Origin of the sequence: Tepidamorphus gemmatus (assembly GCF_004346195.1) — a bacterium.
In the GTDB taxonomy this organism is placed as follows: domain Bacteria; phylum Pseudomonadota; class Alphaproteobacteria; order Rhizobiales; family Tepidamorphaceae; genus Tepidamorphus; species Tepidamorphus gemmatus.
On sequence record NZ_SMAK01000008.1, the window covers coordinates 1 to 12,937 of the forward strand.

General features: G+C 70.6%; 13 protein-coding genes and 1 pseudogene. 13 read left to right on the forward strand and 1 reads right to left on the reverse strand.

All coding sequences use genetic code 11. From position 1 onward, the window contains the following. The first annotated feature begins 556 nt into the window (after nt 1–556). The 13 genes from EDC22_RS12975 (at nt 557) to EDC22_RS13035 (ending at nt 12,652) form a co-directional block, all read left to right on the forward strand. Complete coding sequence (locus tag EDC22_RS12975; RefSeq protein WP_165926901.1) at nt 557–1,042, forward strand: TIGR02594 family protein; 486 nt, start codon at nt 557–559, stop codon at nt 1,040–1,042. Between the two features lie 174 nt (nt 1,043–1,216). After that, nucleotides 1,217–1,879 carry a glycoside hydrolase family 108 protein gene (locus tag EDC22_RS12980; protein ID WP_132807103.1) on the forward strand — a complete coding sequence of 221 codons (663 nt, stop codon included), beginning with the start codon at nt 1,217–1,219 and terminating at the stop codon, nt 1,877–1,879. Continuing rightward, nucleotides 1,876–2,256, forward strand: a complete 381-nt coding sequence (locus EDC22_RS12985; protein WP_132807104.1) for a 3TM-type holin — start codon at nt 1,876–1,878, stop codon at nt 2,254–2,256. Before EDC22_RS12980 ends, EDC22_RS12985 begins: the two co-directional genes overlap by 4 nt. Before the next feature lie 443 nt (nt 2,257–2,699). Continuing rightward, nucleotides 2,700–3,377 carry a nitroreductase gene (locus EDC22_RS12990; protein ID WP_132807105.1) on the forward strand — a complete coding sequence of 226 codons (678 nt, stop codon included), beginning with the start codon at nt 2,700–2,702 and terminating at the stop codon, nt 3,375–3,377. 91 nt (nt 3,378–3,468) lie between these two features. Next, nucleotides 3,469–3,822, forward strand: a complete 354-nt coding sequence (locus EDC22_RS12995) for a hypothetical protein (RefSeq protein ID WP_132807106.1) — start codon at nt 3,469–3,471, stop codon at nt 3,820–3,822. Nucleotides 3,823–3,864: 42 nt separating this feature from the next. Further along, a complete protein-coding gene (locus EDC22_RS13000; protein WP_132807107.1) occupies nt 3,865–4,545 on the forward strand; it encodes a response regulator transcription factor in 681 nt (226 codons plus the stop codon). Between the two features lie 55 nt (nt 4,546–4,600). Next, nucleotides 4,601–6,022: a sensor histidine kinase gene (locus EDC22_RS13005; RefSeq protein ID WP_132807108.1), complete on the forward strand. Its 1,422-nt coding sequence runs from the start codon at nt 4,601–4,603 to the stop codon at nt 6,020–6,022. A gap of 197 nt (nt 6,023–6,219) precedes the next feature. Next, nucleotides 6,220–6,690: a glycine zipper 2TM domain-containing protein gene (locus EDC22_RS13010; protein ID WP_132807109.1), complete on the forward strand. Its 471-nt coding sequence runs from the start codon at nt 6,220–6,222 to the stop codon at nt 6,688–6,690. A 177-nt stretch (nt 6,691–6,867) separates the two neighbouring features. Continuing rightward, nucleotides 6,868–8,298 (forward strand): hypothetical protein, encoded by a 1,431-nt coding sequence (locus EDC22_RS13015; RefSeq protein WP_132807110.1) that lies wholly within the window; start codon nt 6,868–6,870, stop codon nt 8,296–8,298. Between the two features lie 252 nt (nt 8,299–8,550). Further along, a complete protein-coding gene (gene ccmI / locus EDC22_RS13020) occupies nt 8,551–9,672 on the forward strand; it encodes a c-type cytochrome biogenesis protein CcmI (RefSeq protein WP_132807111.1) in 1,122 nt (373 codons plus the stop codon). A gap of 13 nt (nt 9,673–9,685) precedes the next feature. Next, a complete protein-coding gene (gene ccmE / locus EDC22_RS13025; protein WP_132807112.1) occupies nt 9,686–10,132 on the forward strand; it encodes a cytochrome c maturation protein CcmE in 447 nt (148 codons plus the stop codon). 67 nt (nt 10,133–10,199) lie between these two features. Further along, complete coding sequence (locus tag EDC22_RS13030; protein ID WP_132807113.1) at nt 10,200–12,182, forward strand: heme lyase CcmF/NrfE family subunit; 1,983 nt, start codon at nt 10,200–10,202, stop codon at nt 12,180–12,182. A gap of 5 nt (nt 12,183–12,187) precedes the next feature. Further along, a complete protein-coding gene (locus EDC22_RS13035; RefSeq protein WP_132807114.1) occupies nt 12,188–12,652 on the forward strand; it encodes a cytochrome c-type biogenesis protein in 465 nt (154 codons plus the stop codon). Between the two features lie 32 nt (nt 12,653–12,684). Here the strand turns inward: EDC22_RS13035 and EDC22_RS18250 are convergent. Beyond that, nucleotides 12,685–12,762 (reverse strand): annotated as a pseudogene (locus EDC22_RS18250) (BrnA antitoxin family protein); the annotation flags it as partial. Nucleotides 12,763–12,937 lie beyond the last annotated feature (175 nt).

Sequence of the window (12,937 nt, forward strand, 5' to 3'; positions counted from 1 at the left end):
AGAATGCCACCACCGTCATCTCCTGCACCGAACCCTCGCCGGTGTCGAACTCCAACCTCGTCTTCATCCGCGAATCCATCGCCACCACCGCAACCGGCCGCTTCGTCAGCGCCATGGCGGTGCTGGGGTGAGGGGGGATCTGGCCGGTGCAGCCACATCCGCGTTTCGGACGGCTTCCGTGTCTGTCCCATATCTCATCGACCGGACGGGTGACGTCGAAGGCGTCGACCCTGCCGCAACGGCAGTCGCGGGCCTGAGCCGCGTCGGCCGAACTCTCTATTACGGCCATCGCCTGTCGCGGCGCGTCTGAAATCCTGCTGACGGCGCATCCGCAGCCGCAGGAGCCGTAAGGGCAGGTCACAACCTGTTCCGGCAGTTCATGTTTCTGGCGGAAGGCGGGCGAAAAAAAGGACAATACTGCTGCCCTATCTTCGTCACATTCGGCCCTAGAACGGCGCGCCGCCGGCCCGTGCGGACGGCAGACCAACAGCCAGCAGGAAGTCGAATGACCGACCTTTGTCTTGGACGTTGGGGGGGAATACGTGCGGCGGCGGCGATGCTCGCCCTCGCAACCATCGCATCGGCCACGCCGGTCTCGGCGCGCATCATGCAGAACGATCCGTCGATTGTCCGGCCGGACGGACCCGGGCCCGATGCCCTGGCCGGCGGCGGGCAGGCCTCGGCGTCGGCGCGAAAGTCCGGCGGCGGCGACAGCCTGTCGATCGCCCGACGCTATCTCGGCAGCAATCCGACCGGCAGGTCGTCGCTGTGGTGCGCCGATTTCATCAACCTCGTCGAGCGCAAGGCCGGCCGTGAAGGTGTCGGCTCGCGGCTGGCGACCGCCTATCTCGACTACGGCACCAAGGTGTCGAAGCCGCAGCCCGGCGACATCGTCGTGCTGACCCGGCGCGGCGGCGGCCATGTCGGCTATTTCGTCGGCTGGGACGACGGCAAGATCGTGCTGCTGTCCGGCAACCACGGCAGGAAGGTTGCCATTGGCACCTATCCGACCTCGCGGGTGCTCGGCTACCGCCGGCCCTGAGGCCGTATCAGAGTTCCGTTTGCTGACGGATCTCACCCTCCGGCATCGCGCCGGTCCTCATCAAGCCAACGGCGGCCGTTCCTGGCGACAGGGACGGCCGCCGTGCATCCGGCCCGCCCGCGATTCTCGCGAATGGCGATCCAGCGCCCAGTCCAACCATCCGGGAGCAACCCCATGGCCGCCGAAAGCCTTGCCCATGTCCTGCCGCATCTGTTCCGCCACGAGGGCGGCTATGCCGACCATCCCTCCGATCCGGGCGGGGCGACCAAATACGGCATCAGCCGCACGACACTCGCCGCCTGGCGCGGCGGCGCCGTCGCGAAATCCGATGTCCGCGCCCTGACCCGGGCCGAGGCGGCGGCGATCTACCGGGCGCGCTACTGGGATGCGGTGAAGGCCGACGACCTGCCTGCCGGGATCGACTACGCGGTGTTCGATGCAGCGGTGAACTCGGGTCCGGTGCGCGCGGCGAAATGGCTCCAGGCGGCGGTTCGCGTGCCGCAGGACGGGATCGTCGGCCCGGTGACGCTCGCGGCTGCGGCCGCGGCCGATCCGGTCCGCACGATCGCCGACATCTGCGCCATCCGGCTCGCCTTCCTGCGCGCCCTGTCCACCTGGCCGGCGTTCGGCAGGGGCTGGAGCCGCCGGGTGGACGAGGTGAAGGCCGAGTCCCTCGCCATGGCCCGGCGCGCGGCGATGGCGCCCGCCGCTCCGCCGGACGCGCCGCCCGGCCTGCCGTCTCGGCCGGGCGAGGCAGCCGGACAGCGGCGCGCCGGCGGCATCCTCGCCTTCATCGCCCGGCTGTTGCGGGCGCTGCTGACCGGGAGGCGGGCATGATCGGCGCGCTTGCCCCCTTCCTCGGCCCGATCCTCGAGATCGTCCGCCGCGTCATCCCCGACCCGGCCGAGCGCGCCCGCCTCGAGGCGGACCTCACCCGCGCCGCCTCCGACGCCGAGGCTCGCCTGGCCGAGGCGCAGTCCGCGATCATCGTCGCCGAGGCGCAGGGCTCGCCCCTGCAGCGCAACTGGCGGCCGGCCTTCATGGTCGTCTGCATGGGCCTCCTCGTCTGGCACGCCGTCGCCGTGCCGATCCTCGCCGCGGCGCTCGCCGTTCCCCTCGACGAGGTGGTGGGCCTGAGAGCCGTCCCCGACGGGCTGTGGACCCTGCTGGTGGTCGGCATGGGCGGCTATATCGGCGGACGGAGCATGGAGTAGGTGTTCGCGGGCAGGGGGTAGGGGGGCACCACACGGAAAGTTCGAAGCCCAACCGTCCCTCCGTAGTCGGCGCATGCTTGAACGCGCCCTCAGGCGCGGCGGCCAGTCAGCACACACAGAGAGAGCGTGGTCGTGTCCCGGGACGACCGCATAGAGAGGAACCACGAGTCGCATAGGATTTCCATTGGCGCGTATAGGAACATCTTGTGCGCTGCAGCGACGACAATCCGCGACAGATGCGCACTCAGACGAGGTTGCTGCATCCCGAGCGACAACAGACCATTCAAGACTTGTCCAAGTAAAAGACGGTTCGCCGCCGCCACCGCCCGTTCCACCGACGTTTGCAGGAATTTCCTCCGCTTGGCGCCTCCCCCCGACCCGCGCTAACCTTCCGGCTCCGACGCCCCGCATCCCCCGCCACCCACCCGCCGGAGCCCTTGCCGTTGGACGTCATCGAGGCCATCCGCTCGCGCTTTTCCTGCCGCGCCTTCCTGCCCGATCCGGTGCCGGAACAGACCGTGCGCGACATCCTGGAGGCGGCGCGCTGGGCGCCGTCGGGCGGCAACCTGCAGCCCTGGCATGTCGATGTGCTGACCGGCGAACCGCTCGCCGCGCTGATCGCCGACATCGACGCGCGCGGCCATCTCGTGCCGCAGGGGGAGGGGGCCGAATACGCGGTCTATCCCGATCCGCTGCCCGAGCCCTGGCACGGCCGCCGCCACCGGACCGGCGCCGATCTCTATGCCGCGCTCGGCATTCCGCGCGAGGACCGACCGGCCCGCCTTCGCCAGTTTGCCCGCAACTACCGCTTCTTCGATGCGCCGGTCGGCATCTTCGTCTCGGTCGCCCGGCTGATGGGCCCGCCGCAATGGTCCGACCTCGGCATGTTCGTGCAGACGCTGATGCTGGCCGCGCGCGCTCACGGCCTGCAGACCTGCGCGCAGGAGTTCTGGGCCGCCTGGCACCTGACCGTGCGCCGTCATCTGGCGCTTCCCGACGACCGGATGGTGTTCTGCGGCATCGCGCTGGGCTTTCCCGACATGGACGCGCCGGTCAACCGCTGGCGGACCGTGCGCGAGCCGGTGGACGGCTTTGCGACGTTCCGGGGTTTCGGAGGATAGAGCTGCGTGCCCGACGGTCCACACTCGGTTGCCCCGCCCCCGAACGGCGCATTCATGTCCCGTTCAGCCAGCCGACGCTAGTGTTGCGGCCATGACACGTACAGCTCTCCTGGTGGCGCTCGTCGCCCTTCTGCTCCCGGCCGCGGCCGCGCCTGTCTCGGCACTTGCCATTATGCCGGTCGCCGACGCCCCGTCGGCCGTCGCCGCGCCCGCGCTTGCCTGTGGTGACGGGGTCGGCGACAATTGCGCGCCGGTCCGGCTCGCTTCCGGCAACTGCGCGGCAGCCGCCGCCCAGGCGGCCGCCGCGCAGGGCGGGCAGGTGATCGGCGCACCGCTGGTGGTCCAGAGCGGCGGCCAGACCCTGTGCGTCGTGACGATCCTGGTGCGAGATCCCAGCGGCCAGCGGCCGCCGGAGCGGCGCCAGATCACGATCCCGGCGCGCTAGCGGAGCGGCAGCCGGGCGGGACACCGGGTTTCGAGGCCGATCATGCGCATACTGGTTGTCGAGGACGACGTGGATCTGAACCGCCAGCTGGTCACCGCGCTGACCGATGCCGGCTATGTCGTCGATTCGGCGAGCGACGGCGAGGACGGCCATTTCCTCGGTGATACCGAGCCTTACGACGCGGTGGTGCTCGACATCGGCCTGCCGTCGATGGACGGCATCCGCGTGCTCGAGCAGTGGCGCAAGGATGGCCGCAAGATGCCGGTGCTGCTGCTCACCGCCCGCGACCGCTGGTCGGACAAGGTGGCCGGTATCGACGCCGGCGCCGACGACTACGTCGCCAAGCCATTCCACATGGAGGAGGTGCTCGCCCGCATCCGTGCGCTCTTGCGACGCGCCGCCGGGCATGCCTCGAGCGAACTCGAATGCGGACCCGTGCGGCTCGACACGCGTGCCTCCCGCGTCACCGTGGACGGCAATCCGGTCAAGCTCACCTCGCACGAATACCGGCTGCTTGCCTACCTGATGCATCACCAGGGCCGCGTCGTCTCCCGCACCGAACTGGTCGAGCATCTCTACGACCAGGATTTCGACCGCGATTCCAACACGATCGAGGTGTTCATCGGCCGCCTGCGCCGGAAGCTCGGCATCGACTGCATCCAGACCGTGCGCGGGCTGGGCTACGCGCTCGACGTCCCCGGCGCTGCCCGGGCGGCCGACTGACGGCGGCGCGAGGCGTCGTGCGGCCATCTGTCCAGCCGATCTGCCGCGTCGCGCGATGACCAGCCACGATCCCGCTGCCGCACCGCCGCAGCACCGCCGCCGCCCGCCGCTGTCGCTGTCGTTCCGGCTGTTCGTGCTTGCCGCGACCTGGACGGCGATCGCGCTGGCGACGGCGCTGTACGTGCTGATCGCCTATTACCGGGCAAGCGTCGAGCGGGGATTCGACAGCCTGCTTGACCTGCATCTGTTCAACGTCGTCGCGGCGATCCAGCAGGACGAGGCTGGCCACCCGGTCGGCGCGCCGCAGCTCGGCGATCCGCGCTTCTCGGCGTTCCAGTCGGGCTGGTACTGGCAGGTGATTCGGCTCGGCGAGGGACGCGACGAGCTGTTGGTCTCGCCGTCGCTGTCCGGCGCGCGGCTGCTGCTGCCGCGCATCGAGGACGTGCCGTTCGGCGCCGACTTCCAGCGTGTCATGGACATCGACGGGCCTGGCGGCCGCCGCTTGCGCGCCATCGAGCAGCTCGTCGTGTTCGGCGACACCGGTGACCGGCTGTCCTTCACCGTCACCGGCGATCTCGGCGAGGTCGAGCAGGAGATCGCCACCTTCCGCAACCTGGTGCTGGCGGTGTTCGGCCTGCTCGGAGTCGGGCTGGTGGCGGCGACGCTGCTGCAGGTGCACATCGGCCTGAAGCCGCTGCGCGATGTGCGCGCCGCGCTCGGCGCCATCCGCCAGGGGCGGGCGACGCGGCTCGAGGGCGACTATCCGGCCGAGATTGCGCCGCTCACCCGCGAGATCAATGCGCTGATCGAATCGAACGCCAAGATCATCGAGCGCGCGCGCACCCAGGTCGGTAATCTCGCCCATGCGCTGAAGACCCCGCTGGCGGTCATCACCAACGAGGCGCGCGCCGCCAGCAGCCCGCTCGGCGCCAAGGTTGCCGAACAGGCCGGGCTGATGCGCCACCAGATCGATTATTATCTTGACCGTGCCCGGGTCGCGGCGACCGCCGGCGTCGCGGTGTCGGTCACCGAGGTCGGGCCGGTCGCCGAGAGCTTCGCCCGCGCCATGCGCCGCATTTACGCCGACCGCGGCACCACGCTCGACGTCGATGTGCCGGCAGGTTTGCGCTTCCAGGGCGAGCGGCAGGATCTCGAGGAACTGATCGGCAACCTCGTCGACAATGCCTTCAAGTGGGCCAGATCGCGGGTGGTGCTGACCTGTCGGCTGCTGCCGGGATCGGACCCCGACGGCCGGCCGATGCTGGGGATCACCGTGGAGGACGACGGGCCCGGCCTGACAGAGGAGGAATGCGCACAAGCCGTGCGCCGTGGCCGGCGGCTCGACGAGACGCAGCCCGGGTCCGGCCTCGGCCTGTCCATCGTCCGCGACCTCGCCGATCTCTACGGCGGCGCGTTCGCGCTCGCCCGGTCGGATCTCGGCGGTCTCAGGGCGACGCTGCACCTGCCGGCCGCGTGAGAGGGTACCGAGGCCATTTCCGCTGCCGCGCGGGGCCTCGTCGCCCAAGCGGCGGCGCCTTCGGCGCGTCGAAGGCCTTGATATGGCCCCATTTCGCCCGATGTTCGGCAAGGCGGCGCGGTCACCCTACCGCGTGCTGCCTGTTGCCGGCTGCCGCCGGCATCCTACCGGGGGTTCCGCAGAGGAGGATTGGACGTATGCGCTTCGTGAAATTCGCCGCCGTGGCCGGGCTCGGCCTTCTGCTCGCGGCCTGTCAGCAGGATCGCACGGGCGAGGTGCTCGGAACCGCGGTCGGCGCGACCGCGGGCGGCCTCATCGGGTCCACCATCGGTTCGGGCAGCGGCCGCACCGTCGCGACGGCGGCGGGCATCGTCATCGGCGGCCTGATCGGCAACCGGATCGGCGCCGCTGCCGACGAGGATGCCCGTCGCCGGGCCATGGAGGCCGAATACCGCGCCCTTCAGTACGGCCCGCCCAACAGCCCGGTCGTCTGGCGCGATCCGAACGCCAACATCTATGGCGAGGTCGTGCCCGGAGCACCTTATCAGCGGGCCGGCTACGGCTATTGCCGCGACTACACCCACACGATCTACATCGACGGCCGGCCCGAGGTCGGACGCGGCACCGCCTGCCAGAACCCGGACGGCAGCTGGCGCACGATCAGCTGACGGCCGCGCGCGGTCGGGCAGGGGCATCGCGGTGGGGCGACGCGCCCCGCCGCCCGCCCCCCTCTCGCCGGGCGTTCCTCGCCCCGCTTTGCCATTTCTTAAGGCCCCGCGCCGAAACTGTTTGCGACTGCGCGACCTGGACTACGGGCCGCGGGTCCCGCGTTGGACAGTCGGCGTATGAGCGAATCCTCCGCACTCGTTGAACAACTGAGGTCGTACCTCGTAACGCTGCCGCCGAAGACGCGCGCGCGGCTGGTGCGCGAGATCGAGATGGCGCGTCTGAAGGGCCAGTCCGAGCCCGCCCATGCCTTCATCCTTCAGGCGGTCCGCGACGTCATGCGCGAGGAGGCCGAGGCGGCCGAACGCACCGGATCGCCGCAGCGCCTGTTCTGCGAGCCGCTGGAACCGTTCCTGGTCGACGAGGTCGGCGAGTCCAAGCGGCGCGGCTTCATCCATCGCGGCTCGCTCGATCACATCTGGCGGTGGCTGGTGCGCGACAGCGACATTGCCGCAGATCTGCGCGCGCGCGAGCGCGAGGCGACCGAGGCGCTTCTTGACGGCGACGAGCACAAGGCGGCCGAGATGTCGCGGACGATGCGTGCCGAAGCGGTGCCGGTGATCGAGGCGGCGCTGGCCGAGACTGCCGGCGACAGCCGCAGCCGGATGAAGTTCTCCGTCCAGCTCGGCGGCGGCCGGGTGGTCGAGGATCTCGAGGACATGCTGGCCATTCTCCGCCAGGAGGACAAGCTGGCGAAGTTCGCCGCCCGTCTGCCCGACGAGATCGCGGTGCTCGACGACGAGCTTGCCGCCTCGATCCTGCGCCGACTGCGCGACGAGTCGAAGGATATCGTCTACCCGCTGATCGTCGTGTTCCGCCGCCTCTACCAGCCGGCGGGGCTGTTGCGGCTGCTGACGCTCTACGAACGTACTGACGACGGCAAGCGTCTGGTCAAGAGCCGGCTCGCGCCCTGTGTCGATATCGTCACCGCCGAGATGGAGATCGTGCTGGCGCGGCTGTCGCGCACGGTCGGCCGGCCGAACGCGTACGAGGCCCACGTCCAGGCCATCCGCCGCTTCTACGAGCTGGCCAACGGACTCGGTGTCGCGGTCGATCTCGACGGCGTGCCGGAATGGCGCAACCTGCTGGCCGCGCAGCGGCGGCGTGCCTCCGAGATCCTGTCCTCCGACGTGCAGGGCATTCCGGGCGCCGTGCGCCGGGCGCTGCGCCCCCGCCGCCGCGAGGGCGAGCGCCGCACGCCACCCTCGGAGACCGCGATCCAGGAGGCCGAGTATGCGGTGCGGACGATGATGGCGCTGAAGCCCTACCGCAGCGAACTCGCCATGAACGAACTGCTCGGCAACGTCATCTCCCAGGTCGAGAACTACATCGAGGTGGTCAACGGCGCGATCCTGCAGGACCTGCGCACCGCCACCGGCCCCGACCGCGACATTGCTCGCGCCGAGCTCGAGGCCGCCATCCGCATCAACGCCATCGTCTTCGGCGAGAACTACGCCGCCCTGCTGCGGCGCAGCGGCGAAGTTGCCAGCACGCGGCTCGCCCAGTTCGACGAGGACGACACCGACGACCTGGCCGCGCCGGCGGCATAGACGGGGCGAGCGGCGCAATCGCGCGGGCGGGGTCGTCGATCCCGCCGACGAGGATGCGCGACCCTGCCCCCGCCGGTACTGGCGGCGACGTCCTCGGCCCTCCTGCGCTCGATCCGGCCGAGCGCGACGCGATCCGCTCCGGCTTCTGCTTGACCTGCCTCATCGCGCCGCCAGCGTCTGACGTGGTAGTGACCGTGGCTGCGACGCTTTTGCGTTTGCCGCCGCCGATCGGCGTTATATCTAGTGGCTGCCATGGGTCTCTGGGTCGTCCTCGCCATCCTTACCGCGCTCGCGGTCCTGTCGGTGCTCGTGCCGCTCACCCGCAGCCGCGCGGCCGCGGCCGGGGCGGAGGCATCCGATGTCGCGGTCTACCGGAGCCAGCTGCGCGAGATCGACGCGGAACTTGCGCGCGGACTCCTCGACCCGCGCGAGGCCGAGGCCGCCCGGCTCGAGATCGGTCGCCGCCTGCTGGCCGCCGACCGCGCCGCGCAGGCGCACTCCGCCGCGGTGCGACCGCTGCCGCGGGGGCTGGTCGCGGCGGTCATCGTCGCGGTGCCGCTGCTCAGTGTCGGGCTCTACCTCGCCGGCGGCGCACCCGGCTATCCGGACCAGCCGCTGTCGGCGCGCCTGCAGAAGCCGGTGGAGGATCAGGACTATGCGATCCTGATCGCCCGGGTGGAGGAGCATCTTGCAGCCAATCCGCGCGACGGTCAGGGCTGGGAGGTGCTTGCGCCCGTCTACATGCGGCTCGGCCGCTTCGAGGATGCCGCCCGCGCCTGGCACAATGCGATCCAGTTCAGCGGCGCGACGGCGGCGCGCGAGGCGAATTTCGGCGAGGCGCTGGTGGCGCTCGACGACGGCATGGTCTCCGAGACCGCACGTGCGGCCTTCGAGCGGGCCCTCGCCAGCGAGCCGGGCAATGCCAAGGCGCGGTTCTTCCTGGCGGTTGCCGCCGAGCAGGACGGCGACACGGCCGGCGCGGCGGCGCAGTGGCGGGCGCTGCTTGCCGACAGCCCGCCCGATGCGCCCTGGCGCGGCGCGGTGGCGCACCGGCTTGCCGCACTGGAGGCCGGAGCCGACGCGACAGCGGCCGCGCCCGGCCCGTCGGCCGCAGATGTCGCCGCTGCCGGCGCGATGACTGCGGAGGAGCGCGCCCGCATGATTTCGGATATGGTGGCCGGGCTTGCCGCCCGCCTTGCGGAGGACGGTCGCGATCTCGACGGTTGGCTGCGGCTCGCCCGGGCCTATGTGGTGCTGGGAACGCCGGACAAGGCGCGCGACGCGCTCGCCTCGGCCCGGCGCAACTATCCGGACGATGCCGAGGCCGGCGCGCGCATCGAGGCCGCCGAGCGCGAGCTCGGACTGGGTTCGTGAGGAGGCTGGAACAATGACCCGCAAGCAGCGCCGCCTGATGCTGATCGGCATGGCCGGGCTGGTCCTGTTCGCCGCGGTCGGCCTGGTGCTGGCCGCATTCCGCGACACGATCGTGTTCTTCAACAGCCCTTCCGACGTGATCGCCGGCAACCTCGAGCCCGGCAAGCGCATCCGTCTCGGCGGTCTGGTCGAGGACGGCAGCTTCGTGCGCAAGGAGGGGATGACGGTCGAGTTCACCGTCACCGACACCGCCAATGCCATCCGGGTGGTGTATACCGGCCTGCTGCCGGACCTCTTCCGCGAAGGACAGGGCGTGGTGACGGAAGGGGCGATGGCGCCGGACGGGACATTCCTCGCCGACACGGTGCTGGCCAAGCACGACGAGACCTACATGCCGCGCGAGGTTGCCGACGCCCTGAAGAAGCAGGGCCACTGGATGGGTGAGGAGGCGGAACGGTGACGGCTCCGCGCACCGTGCGACCGAGGGCCCCTGCAGGATATCGGCGCGCCACCCGGCGCTTCGCCCGATGATTGCCGAGACCGGTCACTTCGCGCTGGTTCTTGCGCTGGCGCTGGCGCTGGTGCAGTCCGTCGTGCCGATCTGGGGCGCGCGCCGCGGCGACCAGCGGATGATGGCGGTGGCGCCCAGCGTTGCCGGCGCCCAGTTCGCCCTGGTCGCGCTCGCCTTTGCGGCGCTGACCCTCGCCTACGTCCAGTCCGACTTCTCGGTGCTCAACGTCTACGAGAATTCGCACTCGATGAAGCCGCTGATCTACAAGATCACCGGCGTGTGGGGAAACCACGAGGGCTCGATGGTCCTGTGGATCCTGATCCTCGCCCTGTTCGGTGCGCTCGTCGCCGCCTTCGGCGCGAACCTGCCGGCGTCGCTGAAGGCGACCGTCCTGTCGGTACAGGCCTGGATCGCCACGGCATTCCTGCTGTTCGTGCTGCTGACCTCGAACCCGTTCGTCCGGATCCTCGAGCCGCCGGCCGAGGGAAGGGGACTGAACCCGATCCTGCAGGATCCCGGCCTCGCCATCCACCCGCCGCTGCTCTATGGCGGCTATGTCGGCTTCTCGATCGCCTTCTCGTTTGCCGTTGCCGCGCTGATCGAGGGGCGCATCGACGCGGCCTGGGCACGCTGGGTGAGGCCCTGGACGCTGGCTGCCTGGATATTCCTGACGCTCGGCATCGCGCTCGGCTCCTACTGGGCCTATTACGAGCTCGGCTGGGGCGGCTGGTGGTTCTGGGACCCGGTCGAGAACGCCTCCTTCATGCCGTGGCTGTCGGGCACCGCGCTCTTGCATTCGGCGATCGTCATGGAGAAGCGCAACGCGCTGAAGATCTGGACGGTGCTGCTCGCCATCCTGACCTTCTCGCTGTCGCTGCTCGGCACCTTCCTGGTGCGCTCGGGCGTGCTGACCTCGGTGCATTCCTTCGCCACCGATCCCGCCCGTGGCGTCGTCATCCTGATCATCCTCGCGACGGCGGTCGGCGGCGCGCTGGCGCTGTTCGCCTGGCGGGCCGGCACGCTGACCCAGGGCGGCGTATTCGCGCCGATCAGCCGCGAGGGCGCGCTGGTCCTCAACAACCTGTTCCTGACCGCGGGGTGCGGCGTGGTCTTCGTCGGCACGCTCTATCCTCTGGCGCTCGAGGCCCTGACCGGCGACAAGATCTCGGTCGGCGCGCCGTTCTTCGATGCGACCTTCGCCCCGCTGATGGTGCCGCTGCTCCTGGCGGTGCCGTTCGGACCGATGCTCGCCTGGAAGCGCGGCGACCTCTATGCGGCGAGCCAGCGGCTGTTCGCCGCCGCCGGCCTGTCGATCCTCGCCGTCGTCATCGTCCTGGCGCTGTCCGAGGGCGGTGCCGTGCTGGCGGCGCTGGCCGTCGGTCTCGGCGTCTGGCTGATGCTCGGGGCGCTGTCCGAGATCGTCTTTCGCATCAAGCTGTTCCAGGCGACGCTCAGCGAAAGCTGGCACCGCGCCATCGGCCTGCCGGGCTCGGCCTGGGGCACCATGCTTGCCCATTTCGGTGTCGGCGTGCTCGTGGTCGGCATCACCGCCGTCACCGTCTGGCCGGTCGAGCGGATCGTTGCGCTGCGCCCCGGTGAGACCATCGACCTGGACAGCTACCAGCTGACCTTCGCGGGCGTGGCGCCGCTGCGGGGGCCGAACTGGCGGGCGGAGACGGGTCACTTCGTCATCCGCCGGGGCGGTGTCGAGGTCGGCACACTCGATCCGCAGCGCCGCGTCTACGAGGGCTCAGGCATGCCGACAACGGAGGCCGCGATCCGCACCTTCGGCTTCAGCCAGGTCTACGTCTCGCTGGGCGAGAGCGGCACCGACGGGACGGTCGCGGTGCGTGCCTTCTACAAGCCGTGGGTGACGCTGGTGTGGATCGGTGCGCTGATCAGCGCGCTGGGCGGCGTCGTCTCGCTCTGCGACCGCCGCCTTAGGGTCGGCGCGCCGCGCCGCGCCCGCGGCCGGCTTGCGCCGGCGCCTGCGGAGTAGACGGGATGCGAGGCCTTCTCCGCGCGATGGCGCTGATCGCGATCTGCCTTGCCGCGTCGCCCGCGCCGGCCGTCCAGCCGGACGAGGTGCTGGACGATCCGGCGCTCGAGGCGCGCGCCCGGTCGATCTCCACCAACCTGCGCTGCCTCGTCTGCCAGAACCAGTCGATCGACGATTCCGACGCCCCGCTCGCCCGCGATCTCAGGATCCTGGTGCGCGAGCGGCTCCAGGCGGGCGACAGCGACGAGGAGGTCGTCGCCTTTCTGGTCGATCGCTACGGCGAGTTCGTGCTGCTCAGGCCGCGCGTCGCGCCGCACACGCTGATCCTGTGGGCGGCGCCGGTCTTGCTGCTCGCCGGCGGCGTCGCTGCCGTCTGGCTTGCCGCCCGCACCCGACGCCGCCACGATCCTGCCGCGCTCACCGAGGCCGAACGCCGCCGCATCGAGGAACTGCTCGACGCCAAGGAGTGAAGGCCGCTCGCCTGGCGCCGCTCTGCCAGCGCCGGGTCGGTCCGGGACTGCCAGTCGGAACCCGTGGCCCGGAACTGCTGCGCGATGTCGGCCGACAGGCGGCTGGTCACCGCCTGCGGCGGTTACGGACTGGGCGGGGCGGCAGGGCGTGCCGCGGCAGCGTCATGGCCGTCGGGGTCGCCCTTGTCGGCATCGCCGCGCCGGTCTCGGCCGATGCCTCAGCGGGCGCGCTTCGAAGCCAGGCTTGGGCACGCCGGGTCACCATCGTCGGCAAACGACAAGGAC